We start from the raw sequence: 15,264 nt of genomic DNA, 5'->3' as shown, positions 1-15,264 counted from the left end.
AGCAAGGCAGGCGCAAGAGGCGGGCATGACGGATCTGGACGTGACGGTTGCGATACGGGACCGGCTGGCGCAGGCCGCCGCCGGGACATTGGCCGCGCTGGCGCTTTGGGCGCTGGCCGATGTCTGGGGCCGCGACATCCTGCCCGAGCTGGTCTGGCTCTGTCTGCTCAGCCTGGTGATGGTGCACGCGGGCGCAACGCTGGCGCTGGCTGGCCCGGTCGGCCTTGTTCGGGGTAGCGCGATGAGCCTGTGGCTGTCGCTGCCCGCCACACTGCTGACCTGGTCCGTTGCTGGCCGGTTCGAACCGGCCTCGCGCCTGTTGCAGCATCCGCAATTGGTGCTGGCGCTGGTGGGCTTCGTCTTTGTCGCGCTGCCATTCCTGGTGGTCCGGGCCGAGGGGCGGGGCCGCATGTACGACTATGCCAGCCTGTTTGCCGCCACCTGGGAAACCGCCCTGCGCTTCGTGCTGGCCTGGGTCTTTGTCGGCCTGTTCTGGGGCGTGCTGCTGCTGTCGGATGCGCTGCTTGACCTTGTCGGGGTCGGGGTGATCGACAGGATACTGGAAGAGGGGGTGCTGTTTTACGCGCTCAGCGGCGCTGTGCTGGGTTTTGCCTTGGCGGTGATCCACGAGGCACGAAGCAGGGTCTCTCCCTACCCGGTGTTGCGGCTGTTGCGGCTGCTGCTGCCGGTGTTGCTGACCGTCATGGTACTGTTTCTGGCGGCGTTGCCGCTCAGGGGGCTGAGCGGGCTGTTCGGCGATCTGTCCTCGGCCGCGATCCTGCTGGCCACTGCCGCCGCGGCGATCACATTGATCTCGACCGCGCTTGACCGGGACGAGGCGCATGCGGTCAACTCGCCTGGTCTGCGCAGCAGCACCCGTGCGTTAGCCATCCTGCTGCCGGTACCAATCGCGCTGGCGGTCTGGGCGCTGGGAATCCGCGTGATGGGGTATGGCTGGACGCCTGCGCGCCTGTTCGCGGTGCTTAGCGCGGCGCTGATGGCTATTTATGGGCTGGGCTATTGCCTGCTGGCGCTGCGCGGTGGCGACTGGACGTCGCAGCTGCGCCGGTTCAACGTAACGATGGCGGTGTTGTTGCTGGTGGCCTCGGCCCTATGGCTGACACCCCTCCTAGACAGTCTGCGCATCTCAACCGCGAGCCAGGTGGCACGCTATGAAGAGGCGCGGGCGGAACACGGCGAATTGCCGATCTGGGAGATGACCCATGACTGGGGCCGGGCCGGGCAGGCCGGGCTGGAGCAGCTGCGGCAACTGGCCATCGCGCGCGAGGACGCCGGGCTGATCCGAGCGCTGGAGCGGGCCCGCGCGGTGGACAGCCGCTATCTTTTCGAGACGCCGGAACTGCCGCTGACCGAGGATCTGGTGCCCGAACTGGTGGCGCGGATGCAGGTGCGCCCGGACGGTTCCGGGCTGAGCGCGGCGGATCTGGCCGGCATCCCGCAGCACGAGTTGCAGAGCTGGCGCGATGGATGCGCCCGTCCGCTGCCCGATGGGCGGCCCGGTTGTGCGCTGATCCGGGGTGCCTTCAGCCCGGCGGTTGCCGCCGACGACCAGGCCATCGTGCTCTTTCTCGACGAACTGGGCCGGGTCCGTGCCACTCATTTGCGGCGGAATGCGGCGGGCGATCTGTTCCTGCGCCCTGCCGGAGATCCGCGGCAGAGCAGCGAACTGGCCGCGGCGTCAGATTTGCTAATGCGGGTGCTGGATGGTGCATTTGCCGTCGTGCCATCGGGTCAGCAGGCGCTGGAGGTCGATGGAATGCTGATCTCACCCCGAGACTAGGAGCAATTCAAGGTAAAGACAGGGCGCTGTTGGCGCTTTGTTAATGTTTCGAATGCCACAGTACCGGCAAGCGTTAGGGGACCATCCATGCATGGGCTGATCAACAGGGCCATACAATCCTTTGTATGCAATACCTATGGACAGAGCCGCTGGATCCGCGTGACGGAGGCGGCGCATCTCGGATTTGTCGAATTCGAGGCGATGCTTGTCTATGAGGATGAAACTTCGTTGCGGGTCTTGCAGGAACTGTGCCTAGAACTGGGCCGCCCGCAACGCGAAGTGCTGGAGGATCTGGGTACCTACCTGGTGTCGAACCCCAATACCGAGGCGTTGCGCCGCCTGCTTCGGTTCGGCGGCGTGACCTATCTGGAGTTTCTGCATTCGCTCGACGATTTGCCCGACCGGGCACGGCTGGCGGTGTCGGACCTGTATCTGCCGGCGCTGGAACTGCGCGAGGAGGCGGGTGGCCGGTTCAGCCTGACCTGCCATGCGGGTCTGCCCGGCTATGCCAATGTGATGATGGGGGTGCTGCGTGCCATGGCCGACGATTATGGCGCCTTGGTGATGCTGGAACATGCCGGAACGCGCGGCCGGGCCGAGGTGATCGAGATCACGCTGATCGAAACCGCCTTTGCCGAAGGGCGCAGTTTCGAACTGGGGGCGCGCGCGGGATGATTGATCTGGAAGACCTTGCCTTTCTGCTGGAACGGCTCTGTCCGATGTATGTGCTGCTGGACCGCTCTGGCCGGATGACCCGTGTCGGACCCACATTGCAGAAACTGCGTCCGGAGCAACCGATGCAGGGCGAGAAGTTTCTGGAGACCTTCGAATTGCTGCGCCCCCGGTCGGTGGCGACGGTACCGGCGCTGATGGCCAGTTCCGGGGCCAAGCTGCATCTGAGCCTGCGGGACGAACCGCGCACCGCGCTCAAGGGGTTGATCGTGCCCTTGCCGGGCGAACAGGGAGCCATCGTCAACCTGTCCTTCGGGATCTCGATCCTGGACGCGGTGCGTGACTATGCACTGACCAGCGCCGATTTCTCGGGCACCGATCTGGCCATCGAATTGCTCTACCTGGTCGAGGCGAAATCGGCGGCGATGGAGGCCTCGCGCAAGCTGAACCTGCGGCTTCAGGGTGCGATGATCGCTGCCGAGGAGCAGGCCTTTACCGACACGCTGACCGGGCTCAAGAACCGCCGCGCGATGGATCACATCCTGTCGCGGCTGCTGTCGGGGACCACCCCGTTCGCGCTGATGCATCTGGATCTCGACTATTTCAAATCGGTCAATGACACGCTGGGCCATGCCGCCGGCGACCATGTGCTGCAACATGTGGCCCGGGTAATGGTCGAAGAGACCCGCGGCGACGATACGGTGGCGCGGATCGGCGGCGATGAATTCGTGCTGATCTTCAATCACCTGCAAGAACGTGAGCGGCTCGACAGTATTGCCCGCCGTCTGATCGACCGGCTGGAGGAGCCCATTCCCTTTAACGGCGAGGAATGCTGTATCTCGGCCAGCGTGGGAACGGTTCTGTCCTCGCAATTCGCCCGGCCCGAGGCCTCGGCCCTGCTGCATGCGGCCGATCTGGCGCTTTATGCGGCCAAGCGAGCGGGGCGGGCGACGCATCGGTTCTATAACGCGGACCTGTCCTCGGCCCGGGTCGAGCCGCTTGAACGGGCGGGCACGCTGCTTGCTGGAGACGATGCCGAAGTCAGGCAGAGGACGGCCCGCAACATGGCGGGTTAGCGCCAGCGGACCAAAGGCTGCGCCACAACAACCTTGACATTCCGCCGTGGGTTTGGTCGCATTGTTCCAGTTGAGGTCATTTTCGAAACCGGGCCGTTGCGCGCCCGAACACGCGCGGTCAATGGCAGCAAGGAAAGGTCATTGACATGATGAAGCGACGCCTTTGTGCATCTTTCGTAGCCGCGAGCATGGTGGTGGTGCCGGCTCAGCGCGCCATGGCCGACGAGGCTGCTGCGCTGATCGGTGGCGCCTTGCTGGGCGGCCTGATCGTGAACGAGGTTCACAAGAACAAGCAGCGCCAGCGGCAGGCCCAGTCCCGTACGACACGCCAGTCGACCGGTGTCTCCTCGGCGCAGCGCCAGCAGAATCGCGAAGTGCAGAGCGCGCTGAACTATTTCGGTTATAATGTCGGCACCGTTGACGGGTCTCTGGGGCGCCGCAGCCGCGCCGGCATCTCGCATTTCCAGGCTGATATGGGCTATCCGATCGACGGCTATCTTGACGATCACGAGCGCGGCTTCCTGCTTGCCTCGCATCAGCGTGCCCTGGCCAGCGCCCATGTGGCGCCGTACAATCAGATCCTGGCGAGCCAGGGGCAGGGCGGGCTTCTGCGCACATATCGCAACGAACAGCTGGGAATACAGACCCCGCAGGCCGTGCAGCCGGTACAGCCCCAGACCCATATGGCGGCAACGGCCCCGCAGACGTCGCAGGTGGTGACCGCACGGGCGGCGACCGGTGCGGCCCTGCCCAATTTCGGCTTCGCCCAGACCACACCTGTTTCGATCAACGCCCATTGCAACGAGGTCAATCTGCTGACCACCTCGAATGGCGGGCCCAGTCGCGCCGGACAGTTGCGCGAGCCGGTCTTTGCATTGAACGAACAGTTCTGCCAGGCCCGCAGTCAGGCGATGACCGAGGCAAGCCAGATCGAGGTCACGATTCCCAACATGACCGCCGTGCAGGTCGAGCAGCAATGCGATGGCCTCGCCCAGGCAATGGCGCCGCAGATGGTGGGCATCGACACCAAGGCCCCGTCCGAGGTGGTCGCGGCCACTTCGGCCTTCTTGCAGGCCTCGGGTCAGCCGATGGCCAGCCTGATTTCGGGCGGCAAGATCTGTCTAGGTGTCGGATACCGCACCGACAACGCCGAGATGGCGCTGGCCTCGGCGACGCTGTTGGCATCGGCCGGTCAGCTTGGCTATGGCGAGGTGGTGAGCCACCAGCTGCGTCAGGGCTTTGGTGCTCCGGTCGGCATGGCACGCGCCGGTGAGTGGATGCGACTGGCGCTGAACGCGGCCCAGAGCGGGTCGGGCGTGTTGGGACAGACGCCGGAACGGGTCGCCGTGCTGACCGAGGCCTCGACTTCGGCTGCGGCGGCACCTGCGATCCCGGTCTTCTCGGCCTCGACCAGCGGCAACTGAGCCTAGCGGCCTGCCTGCGCGATCCGGCGCGCGATCAGCGCCGGAACCGGGGGCAGGTCACCCAGAACCGGCAACAGCGCCCCGGCATAGCCTGCCTGTTCCAGCGCCTGCGGCACGTCCTCATTGGCATGGCCACCGGCGCAGGCAAAGAAGGGCAGGCAGAGCGACATCGAGCCATGCACGCTTGCGGCCTCGGTGATCGAGGGCGCCTCTTCGACAAATCCCACTGACAGACGGGCCACGGGCAGATGCGCCCGAAGGTGCTCGGCAAAGCCATTCGCCACGGCGCTCGGGTTGCGGCTGCGGCCCGAGCCGTGTGCGGCCAACACCAGCCCGCTTTCGGCCACCGGCCAGCCGCGCTGCTCCAGCTCCGTTGACAGATGCGCGGCGATCAGGGCGGGCAGGTCAGGGTCGATGCCCAGCGGGTCGAGGATCGGATTGCCCCGCGCGCCCAGCCGGCGCGGCAGGGCCGAGGTGACGAACCAGCCCCGCGCCATGAAGAGGGGATAGATTGGCACCGTTTCGGGCAAGCTCTCCAGCGCGGCCTCAAGCCGGCCCGGAGCGGCCAGGGTTGCAGAATGCACGGTCAGGCCGGGGCCGGATGCAGCGACCCGTGCGGCAAAACGGGTCAGAGCGGCCTCGGCCGGGTCCGGGTCCGAGGGCTGTCCATGGGCGACGATCAGGGCGGTTGTCTCTGTCATGGTCCGAGTTGTGGGGCGCGTGCGGGCGAAGTCAACCCAACTCACCCCAATAGCATCAGCCACATCCACACGGTCAGGATCGAGGCGGCGGTCGCCACCAGCACCGACGAGGCCGCGACCCGTTTGGCGCGGCCATAAATATTGGCAAAGATATAGGCGTTGAACCCCGGTGCCATGGCTGCGTTCAGCACGCCCGAGCGGAACAGGTCCTGCGGCAGCGCCAGCGCCGAGCCGAACAGCCAGACCAGACCGGGATGCAGCAGCAGCGAGATGGCGCAGATATAGGCGATCACTCGGGTGTCGCCCTCGGGCCGGTACTGCACCAGCACACCGCCCAGGGCGAACAATGCCCCCGGCAGCGCCGCGCGGATGATCAGCGATAGCGCGTCATCGGCGATCTGCGGCAGCGAGATTCCGGTGAGATTGACGACAAAGCCCAGTGCGATCCCCAGGATCAGCACGTTGCGGAACATGGCGTTCAGGACCGAGGTCACCATCTTGCGCCCGCCGCGCCCGCGATTGCGGATCACCTCCATCGTGGTGATCCCCAGCGCATAGCAAAAGGGCGAGTGGATGGCGATGATGGCATAATTGCCGACAAGGTTCTCGGGGCCATAGGCGCGCTCGGTGATGGCCAGGCCCAAGAGGACCGAGTTCGAGAACAGGCAGCAAAAGCCGATGGCGACGCTATCCTCCCAATCGCGGTTGAACAGGAATCGGGCGCCCAGCAGGCCCGCGGTGAAACAGAGAAAGGCCGCCATGTAGAAACTGGCCAGCAGCGCGGGGTCGAAGCCTGCGTTCAGATCCAGATTGGCAATGGCGCGAAACAGCAGGCAGGGGATGGCGAAGCCCTGGGTGAAGCGCATCACCCCGTCGATATGCTCGGGCTTGAAATAGCCCGCAAGCGTGGTGCCATATCCCGCGCCGATCACCAGAAAAACCGGCAGAACAACATCTATCAGCGCCTGAAACATGGTTCAGCCGGCCCTGCTTTGTGGGGCCGGGAACATATGGCGACGCGCAGACAGGGCGACCTCAGAGCGCGTAGCGGATCACCATCCCGTCATAGGCGGGGGTGATGTGATCGGGGGTTTCGGCGGCTACGGTGTCGTGATCAAGGTCGATATGCATGTTGGTCAGCACCGCCCGGCGCGGCGCGGCGCGTGCGATCCAGTCCAACGACTTGTCCAGATGCGCATGCGTCGGGTGCGGGGTCCGGCGCAGCGCGTCCAGCACCCAGCAATCGAGATCCTGCAACTCGGCCCAGGCCTCGTCATAGATCTCGGCCACGTCCGGCAGATAGGCCAGATCGTGAATGCGAAAGCCCAGACTGTCGATCGAGCCATGGCCGACCCGGAACGGGCGAAAGGCGATCGGGCCGCCGGGGCCGTCGATCTCGAACGGGCCCGAGATCGTCTTCATCTTCAAGATCGGCGGATAGGGCGAGCCATCGGGCTGTACAAAGGCATAGCCAAAGCGCGACAGCAGCGCGTTCTGGGTATCGCCATCGGCCCAGACCGGGATGCGGGCGCGCATGTTGAACACGATCATCCGCAGATCATCGATCCCGTGCACGTGATCGGCATGGGAATGGGTATAAACCACCGCGTCAAGCCGCCCGGTACCGGTATCCAGCAGCTGGCTGCGCATGTCCGGTGTGGTGTCGATCAGCACGGTTGTCACGCCCGCGTCGCTTTCACGCTCGACCAGCATCGAGCAGCGGCGGCGGGTGTTGCGCGGATTGGCCGGGTCGCAGTCGCCCCAATGGCCGCCCAGACGCGGCACCCCCCCGGACGAGCCGCAGCCCAGGATGGTAAAGCGCAGCTCGCCGCTCATGCAGCGGCCTTGAAGCGGGCGGCCTTGGTGAACAGCCGGTCGAAATTGGCCTGCGTGCGGGCGGCGAAATCGGCGTAGTCCAGCCTGAACAGATCGGCCCCGACCCGCGCGGTATGGGCGGTATAGGCCGGCTCGTTGCGCCGGCCCCGATGCGGCGGCGGCGCCAGATAGGGGGCGTCGGTCTCGACCAGTATCCTGTCGAGCGGCGCGTCGGCGAAGATATCGCGCAACTCCTGGCTTTTGGGGAAGGCGGCGATGCCCGACATCGACAGGTAGAATCCCAAATCAAGTGCGGCCCGCGCCAGCGCGGGCGAGGAGGAGAAACAGTGCATCACGCAGGAATAGGGCGCGCGCTGGTGTTCCTCGGCCAGGATGCGGGCCATGTCGTCATCGGCGGCGCGGGCGTGGATGATCAGCGGCAGGCCGGTTTCCTGCGCCGCGCGGATGTGAATGCGCAGCGAGCGCTGCTGCACCTCGGCGCTGTCGGCGGTGTAGTGATAGTCGAGCCCGGTCTCGCCGATGCCGACGAATTTCGGGTGCCGGGCCAGCGCCACCAGTTCCTCGACCGTGGCCATGGGTTCCTCGGCGGCGCTCATCGGGTGGGTGCCAGCGGCATAGAACACGGGCGCATGCGCCTCGGCGATGGCGCGCACGGCGGGTTCGTTCTTCAGCCGGGTGCAGATCGTCACCATCCGGGTGACGCCAGCCCGCGCGGCGCGGGCCACGATCTCGTCCAGCTGCCCCTCGAAATCGGGGAAGTCGAGGTGGCAATGGCTGTCGGTGATCTCGGGTGTGGTGTCGGTCGTGCTCATCGGCCCCAGCTGGCGGTATCCTGCATCTTGAACACCGTATCTAGGACAAGCGCTGCGGGGTCAAGGTTCACCGCCTGACCATGCCGGGCGCGGGCCGAGATGGTGGCCGCAATATCGGCCCAGCGGCGACCGCTGTCAGGGTCGGGGGCGAGGCGAGAGAGAACCTGCGCCTCTCCCATCGCGGCCTCGGGTTGGGGGGGCATGCCAGTGGCGCCGGTACGTGCCAGTCGGGCCAAGGCGATGTCGACAAGGCCCAGCAGAAGGTCGAACCGTTCGGCCGCGCCGCGCCCTGCCGCAGCCTCGGCCAGCGCCAGCGCGCGCGGGCGGTCGAGCCGGGGCATCGTGTCCAGAAGCGCGATCAGCTCGGCATAGAGCGCCAGACCGTCTAGGTTCAAGAGCCGCAGCGCCCGCCCGACCGAGCCCGAGGCGAGCGCGGCCAGATGCTCCGGCATCGCCTCGGTCCCGGCGCCCGCCTGTTCCAGTGCGGCCTGCATGTCGGCGGGTGACAGCGGTGTCAGGCGCAGGGTGCGACAGCGCGAGCGGATGGTCGGCAACAGGCGCGAGGGCTGGTGCGACACCAAAAGCAGCGTGGTGCGCGCGGGCGGCTCCTCGAGCATCTTCAACAGCGCGTTGGCGGCGCTGGTGTTCATCTCGTCGGCGCTGTCCACAATCACCACGCGCCGCCCGCCATCGGCCGAGCTGAGACCAAAGAAGCGGCCCAGCTTGCGGATATCCTCGACCACGATTTCGGAGCGCAAGCGCCCCTGGTCGTTGACCGAGCGGGTGATCACGGCAAGCCCGGGTTCGGCCCCGGCCTGCATCCGGCGCGCGACCGGGTGTTCGGGGTCGATGTCAAGCGTCTGTGGCGGCGGGGGAGCGCCGAACAGGCCATCGTCGGACTGTGGTGGCGTGGCGAGCAGAAACCGCGCGATGCGCCAGGCCAGCGTTGCCTTGCCGACCCCCTCGGGCCCGGTCAGCAGCCAGCCGTGATGCAGCCGGTCCGAGCCATAGGCGGAGAGAAAGGCCCGCTCCGCGGCGTCCTGGCCAAACAGGCGGGGCGTCTCGCGCGGATGCGGTGCACCGGGCGCCTGATCCGGGGTGGGGAGGTCGTCGCTCATTGGGGTGGATTCAGGTGGCTCAGCGCGATTTCGGTCACATCCGCCGCCACGCTATCCATGTCGCGATTGCCGTCGACGATGCGGAACCGATGGTCATATTCCCGCGCCAGGTCGAGAAATCCGGCGCGCATGCGCTGTTGCAGCTCGGGACCGAAATCCTCGAACCGTTCCTCGCTGCCCTGTCGGCCCTTGGCGCGGCTCAGGCCGGTTTCGGGGTCCATGTCGATCAGCAGGGTAAGGTCCGGCTCGCGTCCGATCATCAGCGCGTGCAACTGGTCGACCAGTTGCCGCAGGTCGCCGCGCGATAGGCCCTGATACATGCGGGTGCTGTCTGCGAAACGGTCGCAGATCACCACGCGGCCCGCTGCCAGCGCCGGTTCGATAGTGCGTTCCAGATGATCGCGGCGGGCGGCGGTAAAGAGCAGGATCTCGGTTTCCGCCGACCAGCGGTCGGGGTCGCCTTCAAGCACCAGACGGCGGATTTCCTCGGCGCCGGGCGAGCCGCCCGGCTCGCGCGTCAGCACCACATCATGGCCCGCCGCCCGCAGGGTTTCCGCCAGCCGCCGCGCCTGGGTGGATTTACCCGATCCGTCGATGCCTTCGAAGGTCAGGAACAGCCCCGTGCCGCTCACATCGCCTCCGCCGGTCCGGCGTTGAGCTGGCGCAGCAGCAGGTTGGCGGCGGTCTTGATCCGCACCACAAAGCCACCCGCCGGCACCGCCTCGGCCGCCACCAGCGGGCGGCGGATTTCAGGCAGGTCGTCGGGCTTGATCACCAGCTCGGCCAGTTGCTGGCCTTTGGCAATGGGCGCGTTGATCGGGCCGTCATAGACCACTTCGGCCTCGACCTTGGTGTCGGACAAAACCGGCAGCAGCAGGTTCAGATCCTCGGCCGGAACCAGTCCTACCGATTGTTTTGCTCCCATCCAGACTTCGGCGCGGGCGACCGGGTCTTCGGCGCGGGCAACGGTTTTGGTGGCAAAGTGGCGAAAGGACCAGTTCACGATCGCTTCGGCCTCCTCTGCGCGGCGGGCTTCGCTCTCGAGGCCGGTCAGCACAAAGATCACCCGGCGGTCGCCCTGCCGGGCCGAGCCGACAAGGCCATAGCCCGCCTCGGCGGTGTGCCCGGTCTTGAGCCCGTCTGCCCCGATATCCAGCTTGAGCAGCGGGTTACGGTTGCGGACATTCGATGGCGCGCGGCCGTCAAAGGCGAATTCCGTCTCGGCAAACAGCGGGTAGTACTCGGGGAAATCGGTGATCAGCCGATTGGCCAGCACCGCCAGATCATGCACCGACATCAGATGCCCCGCCGCGGGCCAGCCGTTGGAATTGGCGAATGTCGAGCGGGTCATGCCCAGTTGCTCGGCGCGTTTGGTCATGAAGCGGGCAAATCCGGCCTCGGTCCCGTCGGGGCTGAGCGCCTCGGCGATCACCGCGCAGGCGTCGTTGCCGCTGAGCACGATGATGCCGCGCAGCAGGTCCTCGACCCGCACCCGGTCTGTGGTGTTGAGGAACATGGTCGAGCCACCATAGCTCATCGCGTGCTGTGACACCGGCAGCCGCTCGTCCAACGTTAGCCGTCCGTCGCGCAGCGCCTCGAAGGTGACGTAGAGCGTCATCAGCTTCGACATCGACGCGGGCGGCAACGCCTCGTCCGCATTCTTGTTGAGCAGGACGGTGCCGGTGCTTTGATCCAGCACATAGGCGGCGCGCGCCGAGGTGTCATAGGCCAGCGCGGGCAGGGCGGCCAGCGCCAGACCCAGGGCCAGCAGGGCGGAGCGGATGAAAGTCGGCACTGGGAAACCCTCCCGTCTTAGTTCTTCACTGCATAGGCGTCCGAAAAACCGGTGCCCTGAACCTGCTTCAGCAGCGCGGTGCGTTCGGATTTCGACTGCGCCGGGCCGACCACGACCCGCCAGAAACTCTTGCCGCTGGTGGCCTCTTGCCGGATCGTTGGCACCATGCCTGCGGCGCGCATCTGATCCGCGGCTCGTTTTGCGTTGGCTTCGACGCTGAAGATGCCGATCTGAATATAGGGCTTGTCCAGCGATGAGGTCTGCGGTTTCGGCTTGGGTGGTGCGGCGGGGGCGGGGGCGGCCGCCGGGGCCGGGCTGGGCGCGGCTGCTTCGATCGCGGCGGCAGCACCGGCAACTGGGTCAAGCGTGGTTTCGGCCACCTCGGGCAGTGGTTCGACCGCGTCGGCCTCGGCCAGCGTCTCTTCGAGCGGCGGCTCCTCCTGAACCTCTTCTCGGCGCAGCGCGGTCACGTTCAGTTCCACCGGCGCACCGGCCAGCATGCCCAGCGCGGCAGCGGCATCGGACGAGGCCTGAATACGTGGGCCGGGAATGTCGCGTTCGCGCCGGAAAAGGGCGCCAATCACGAACTTGTCGTTGGTGGCGTTGCGAATTATCACCCGCTCGGGTTCCTTGACGTCGGGATGCGCCACCCAGACACCGCCCAGCGACGGCCGCCCGTCCCACAGACCGGCCTCTGTCACCTGGAATATCTCGGGCGCCTCGACATCGCGTTCGACCAGTTTGGTGCTGCGGGTTTCGGCGCTGGTGGCGGCGTCCTTGTCCTTGGGTTGAAGAAAGGACAGGTTCGCGCCCTCTTCGCACCCGGCCAGCAGCAAAAGGCTGAGGCCCACGGCCGACAACCGGGTCAGTGGGCTGGACAATGGCGTCTTGCGGTGCATGTCGATCGTTTCCTTGCCTGTATTCGGGGTCGGTGCGGCCCCATTGCCGGTTGTCCGGTCATTACGCTGCTGCGGGCGCCACGGCCCGGTTCCGGGCAGATCATAACGCGCGGAACCGCCCTTTGAAAGCCTGCTGCACGGGCTTCGGCAAGTTTTCCCGGTTGGCCTCTTGCCTCGTCCGGGGCGAAAGCATAGAGGGAATGCGACCGGGGAGGTGGCAGAGTGGTCGAATGCGGCGGTCTTGAAAACCGTTGATGGTGAGAGCCATCCCAGGGTTCGAATCCCTGTCTCCCCGCCAGCCACCTTCGGGTAATCCCCTTGTAACGAAGTAGACGCCGTTTCTGCCGGGTATTCCGGGCGGTTGCGCTGAGTGTTGGCGCTTGGAGACGCATTGGAGCGAGGTGGAGGGGCGGGAATTCTGGCGCAGTCTCTGCTGGCCATTGTGGCGGTGCGGTTTTTCGTTTCGGGCAGCGATTAACAGGGAATTTACAGGGAAAAACGCAACGGCAGTGCCGCTCCGATGTTGCGGTGACACGCGTGAATGAGACCGGGCCGATCTCTGGCGCAGAGACCGGCCCGGGAGTTGAGCGTTTGGAGAAGGATCAGACCTTGGGCAGTCCGTAGAGCTGTTCCTGCTCTGCCCAATCGAGGGGGATCGGATGGGAGAGGATGCGCCGGGTGGTCATTTCGGGCGGCAGCGTGCCGGCGAGGATCGCCTGCTGAAGCCGGGGCGACAGGAAGGCCAGTTGCGATCGGGTGCGGACGAAGGATTCGGACTGGCCGCTCTTGCTGATGACACCGGACATCGGGATGCCGACGCGCAGGTCTCGGGTCCAGTCATGCGCCTGGGTCAGGTTACTCAGCAGCACCGGGTCTGCCATGGGTGCGCGCGTCCCGGTCACGATCCTTGTTTCCACGCCGCGGCGGCGCAGGGTGAGCGGCTGTGTGAAGGAGAGCACCTCAGGCGCGAAGGTGTCAGCGGCAAGGTCAAAGCAGTTTGCCAGAACCACTGGATCGCAGGTGAGGGTGAGGGACGCGCGAGCAAGACGGGCCTCGGCGATGAGTGGAGCGATTTCCGCCGGCCGGGTGCGGAGCGCCTTGCCCAACACCTCGGCCCGCGCCAGGAGCGCTTCGGCATTGCTTGCATCCGGGGTGGCGAGAAGACGGTGCGATTTGACCATTGCCTCGAGGTGATCCGCGAGACCGGCGGCCACGACCTTCTCGAACGCGGCCGCCGGCAGGCGCCAGCCGGACGGATCGGGACCGCCTGAGATCAGGCGGTTGGAGACATAGTAGCGATGGCACCGTCCGGCCTTCAGCGTGTGGGTGGGTGTGAGGCGGTCGCCGGTGTCGTCCCAGAGCTTTCCGGTCAGTGCCGCTGTCCACCCCGAACCGGTTCCGTTGGCCGTGCCGCCACGCCCGCGGCGCGAGGCTGCATCAAGCCGGGCCTGGACGCGGGTCCAGAGATCGGGGTCGAGGATCGGGGCGTGCAGCCCGGGCCAGACCTTGTCCTTGTGGCGGATCTTGCCGATGTAGACCGGGTTGCGCAGGAGGTGCTGGATCTGTCCGTTGCTGAGCCGGGACCCTCCACTCTTACGGCCGGATCTGTCGGTGCGGAGCTTCGATCGCAGGCCAAGCCGGTCCGCCTCGCGGGCCACAGCCCCCAGCGCGCCGAGATCGTCATAGAGCTGGAACAGGGTGGTCACCATTTCCGCCTCGATAGGGTTGATCACCAGGGTGCGTTTCTCCGGGTCGGGGTGACGGTCATAGCCCAGCGGCAAGTTGCCGCCCATCCAGAAGCCCTTCTTCTTCGAGGCCGCGATCTTGTCGCGGATGCGCTCGGCAGTCACTTCGCGTTCGAACTGGGCGAAGGAGAGGAGCACATTGAGGGTGAGGCGACCCATGGACGAAGAGGTGTTGAATGCCTGGGTAACGGAGACGAAGGAGCAGCCCGAAGCTTCGAAGCGGTCGACCAGCTTGGCAAAATCCATCAGCGACCGGGTCAGGCGGTCGATCTTGTAGACGACGATCATGTCAATTCGGCCGAGTTCGATGTGGTCGAGCAGGCGCTTCAGGGCCGGCCGGCCCAGCGTGCCGCCGGAGATCCCCCCATCGTCATATCGGGCGGAAATCAGTTTCCAGCCCTCGTGCTTCTGGCTCGCGACATAGGCGGCGCAGGCCTCGTGCTGGGCATCGAGGGAATTGAACTCCTGTTCGAGCCCGTCCTCGGAGGACTTGCGGGTGTAGATCGCGCAGCGGATGGTCTTCTGTCCGGGCTTCATCGGGTGGAGCCTTTGCCATTGGTGACCCGCCGGGTGCCGGGTGCCTTCGGGGCGCTGGTGAGCCCGAAGAAACGCGGCCCGGACCAGCGTGCGCCGGTGATGGCGCGGGCGACGGCGGAGAGGGAGGGATAGGTCTTGCCCTGCCAGAGACAGCCCGCCTCGAGAATGTCGACCACGTGGGTGACCCCGTTCCACTCCCGCAACAGTCGCCCGCCGGGCCGAAGCGCGGGGGACACCTTGCGCGTCTCGCCGGCCGCTTCCCGGGCAATCCGAACCACCAGGGCCTTGGGCAGGCCACCTTGCTGCCGGGACTGCAGTTCGAAGGCGAGGAAACGCCGCAGGAAGACCTGGCTCAGGCCCTTGGGAGGTGGGGCGGCGAAGACATCCCGCCAGAGACCGAGCAGGGTGTCGCGATCGGCAGTCTCGAGCGTGGCAAACGACGGCAGGGGGATCGGGGGTGCCTTGCCTGTTGCCGGGGGAGTAATCTCGGGCAGGTCTTTCATCGCTGGTCTCTCCTTCTTGTTTGGCAGATCCGGAGGGATCAGCCTGTACCGGGAGAGGCCCGGACTCGGGCCGGGCATGGGGCCAGTGACGCTCCGTGTCGCGTCAAAGTCCAGTGGTTTTTGGCAATCTTTTCAATCTGGATTTTATCACCTGGATGATAAATAACTATATGAAAGCAATACAATAACTCACTTTTTGAGGCGTGCTTTTACGCTATGCTGATATTGGGCCACTCGTGCTGATTCCCTCGTGGGAACACCCGATGAACCCAATTCACCGAGCCATTGCAGGCGATGGCTCTCAATCGCAGACAGACGTTATCGGAGGTCGTCTGTTTGGTCATG

General features: G+C 65.9%; 14 protein-coding genes and 1 tRNA gene. 5 read left to right on the top strand and 10 right to left on the bottom strand.

Annotated elements, in window-relative coordinates:
* The first annotated feature begins 25 nt into the window (after positions 1 to 25).
* From AC2FNA_RS03480 to AC2FNA_RS03465, 4 genes are all read left to right on the top strand, one after another.
* On the top strand, positions 26 to 1,801 hold the full coding sequence (locus AC2FNA_RS03480; RefSeq protein ID WP_496824487.1) for a DUF4153 domain-containing protein: 1,776 nt from the start codon (positions 26 to 28) through the stop codon (positions 1,799 to 1,801).
* 87 nt (positions 1,802 to 1,888) lie between these two features.
* A complete protein-coding gene (locus AC2FNA_RS03475; RefSeq protein WP_234143519.1) occupies positions 1,889 to 2,476 on the top strand; it encodes a heme NO-binding domain-containing protein in 588 nt (195 codons plus the stop codon).
* Entirely contained in the window at positions 2,473 to 3,549 is a 1,077-nt protein-coding gene (locus tag AC2FNA_RS03470) for a GGDEF domain-containing protein (RefSeq protein WP_496824485.1), read from the top strand. Before AC2FNA_RS03475 ends, AC2FNA_RS03470 begins: the two co-directional genes overlap by 4 nt.
* A 146-nt stretch (positions 3,550 to 3,695) precedes the next feature.
* A complete protein-coding gene (locus tag AC2FNA_RS03465) occupies positions 3,696 to 4,973 on the top strand; it encodes a peptidoglycan-binding domain-containing protein (protein WP_496824483.1) in 1,278 nt (425 codons plus the stop codon).
* A 2-nt stretch (positions 4,974 to 4,975) separates the two neighbouring features.
* Here AC2FNA_RS03465 and AC2FNA_RS03460 read toward each other — a convergent pair whose 3' ends face one another.
* The 8 genes from AC2FNA_RS03460 to AC2FNA_RS03425 form a co-directional block, all read right to left on the bottom strand.
* Positions 4,976 to 5,674: a CbiX/SirB N-terminal domain-containing protein gene (locus AC2FNA_RS03460; protein ID WP_496824481.1), complete on the bottom strand. Its 699-nt coding sequence runs from the start codon at positions 5,672 to 5,674 to the stop codon at positions 4,976 to 4,978.
* A 41-nt stretch (positions 5,675 to 5,715) separates the two neighbouring features.
* Positions 5,716 to 6,648, bottom strand: a complete 933-nt coding sequence (locus tag AC2FNA_RS03455; RefSeq protein ID WP_234139003.1) for an AEC family transporter — start codon at positions 6,646 to 6,648, stop codon at positions 5,716 to 5,718.
* A gap of 61 nt (positions 6,649 to 6,709) precedes the next feature.
* Complete coding sequence (locus AC2FNA_RS03450; RefSeq protein WP_496824479.1) at positions 6,710 to 7,510, bottom strand: MBL fold metallo-hydrolase; 801 nt, start codon at positions 7,508 to 7,510, stop codon at positions 6,710 to 6,712.
* On the bottom strand, positions 7,507 to 8,322 hold the full coding sequence (locus AC2FNA_RS03445; RefSeq protein WP_496824477.1) for a TatD family hydrolase: 816 nt from the start codon (positions 8,320 to 8,322) through the stop codon (positions 7,507 to 7,509). Before AC2FNA_RS03445 ends, AC2FNA_RS03450 begins: the two co-directional genes overlap by 4 nt.
* Complete coding sequence (locus AC2FNA_RS03440) at positions 8,319 to 9,440, bottom strand: DNA polymerase III subunit delta' (protein ID WP_496824475.1); 1,122 nt, start codon at positions 9,438 to 9,440, stop codon at positions 8,319 to 8,321. Before AC2FNA_RS03440 ends, AC2FNA_RS03445 begins: the two co-directional genes overlap by 4 nt.
* Complete coding sequence (tmk, locus tag AC2FNA_RS03435; RefSeq protein WP_496824473.1) at positions 9,437 to 10,072, bottom strand: dTMP kinase; 636 nt, start codon at positions 10,070 to 10,072, stop codon at positions 9,437 to 9,439. The genes AC2FNA_RS03440 and tmk overlap by 4 nt, the downstream gene beginning before the upstream one ends.
* Positions 10,069 to 11,235: a D-alanyl-D-alanine carboxypeptidase family protein gene (locus tag AC2FNA_RS03430; RefSeq protein WP_496824472.1), complete on the bottom strand. Its 1,167-nt coding sequence runs from the start codon at positions 11,233 to 11,235 to the stop codon at positions 10,069 to 10,071. The genes tmk and AC2FNA_RS03430 overlap by 4 nt, the downstream gene beginning before the upstream one ends.
* A 17-nt stretch (positions 11,236 to 11,252) precedes the next feature.
* On the bottom strand, positions 11,253 to 12,134 hold the full coding sequence (locus tag AC2FNA_RS03425) for an SPOR domain-containing protein (RefSeq protein WP_496824470.1): 882 nt from the start codon (positions 12,132 to 12,134) through the stop codon (positions 11,253 to 11,255).
* Between the two features lie 208 nt (positions 12,135 to 12,342).
* On the opposite strand from AC2FNA_RS03425, the gene AC2FNA_RS03420 reads away from it, so the two are divergent.
* A tRNA-Ser gene (locus AC2FNA_RS03420) sits at positions 12,343 to 12,432 on the top strand.
* A 304-nt stretch (positions 12,433 to 12,736) separates the two neighbouring features.
* Here the strand turns inward: AC2FNA_RS03420 and AC2FNA_RS03415 are convergent.
* Both AC2FNA_RS03415 and AC2FNA_RS03410 read right to left on the bottom strand, forming a co-directional pair.
* Positions 12,737 to 14,416, bottom strand: coding sequence for a recombinase family protein (locus tag AC2FNA_RS03415; protein ID WP_496824469.1), 1,680 nt, complete (start codon positions 14,414 to 14,416; stop codon positions 12,737 to 12,739).
* Positions 14,413 to 14,919 carry a DUF2924 domain-containing protein gene (locus AC2FNA_RS03410; protein WP_496824467.1) on the bottom strand — a complete coding sequence of 169 codons (507 nt, stop codon included), beginning with the start codon at positions 14,917 to 14,919 and terminating at the stop codon, positions 14,413 to 14,415. Before AC2FNA_RS03410 ends, AC2FNA_RS03415 begins: the two co-directional genes overlap by 4 nt.
* Positions 14,920 to 15,264: the final 345 nt, after the last annotated feature.

It is taken from the genome of Ruegeria sp. YKSD163, assembly GCF_059612905.1.
Note: the sequence above shows the minus strand (reverse complement) of the source record. Positions and strands in the feature narration are given on the sequence as shown.

What these genes read in the sequence shown, in the direction of transcription:
- AC2FNA_RS03455 (WP_234139003.1), bottom strand. Translation starts at nt 6,648, where the DNA reads ATGTTTCAGGCGCTGATAGATGTTGTTCTGCCGGTTTTTCTGGTGATC.
- AC2FNA_RS03445 (WP_496824477.1), bottom strand. Translation starts at nt 8,322, where the DNA reads ATGAGCACGACCGACACCACACCCGAGATCACCGACAGCCATTGCCAC.
- AC2FNA_RS03460 (WP_496824481.1), bottom strand. Translation starts at nt 5,674, where the DNA reads ATGACAGAGACAACCGCCCTGATCGTCGCCCATGGACAGCCCTCGGAC.
- AC2FNA_RS03410 (WP_496824467.1), bottom strand. Translation starts at nt 14,919, where the DNA reads ATGAAAGACCTGCCCGAGATTACTCCCCCGGCAACAGGCAAGGCACCC.
- AC2FNA_RS03440 (WP_496824475.1), bottom strand. Translation starts at nt 9,440, where the DNA reads ATGAGCGACGACCTCCCCACCCCGGATCAGGCGCCCGGTGCACCGCAT.
- AC2FNA_RS03480 (WP_496824487.1), top strand. Translation starts at nt 26, where the DNA reads ATGACGGATCTGGACGTGACGGTTGCGATACGGGACCGGCTGGCGCAG.
- AC2FNA_RS03475 (WP_234143519.1), top strand. Translation starts at nt 1,889, where the DNA reads ATGCATGGGCTGATCAACAGGGCCATACAATCCTTTGTATGCAATACC.
- AC2FNA_RS03470 (WP_496824485.1), top strand. Translation starts at nt 2,473, where the DNA reads ATGATTGATCTGGAAGACCTTGCCTTTCTGCTGGAACGGCTCTGTCCG.
- AC2FNA_RS03415 (WP_496824469.1), bottom strand. Translation starts at nt 14,416, where the DNA reads ATGAAGCCCGGACAGAAGACCATCCGCTGCGCGATCTACACCCGCAAG.
- AC2FNA_RS03450 (WP_496824479.1), bottom strand. Translation starts at nt 7,510, where the DNA reads ATGAGCGGCGAGCTGCGCTTTACCATCCTGGGCTGCGGCTCGTCCGGG.
- AC2FNA_RS03465 (WP_496824483.1), top strand. Translation starts at nt 3,696, where the DNA reads ATGATGAAGCGACGCCTTTGTGCATCTTTCGTAGCCGCGAGCATGGTG.
- AC2FNA_RS03425 (WP_496824470.1), bottom strand. Translation starts at nt 12,134, where the DNA reads ATGCACCGCAAGACGCCATTGTCCAGCCCACTGACCCGGTTGTCGGCC.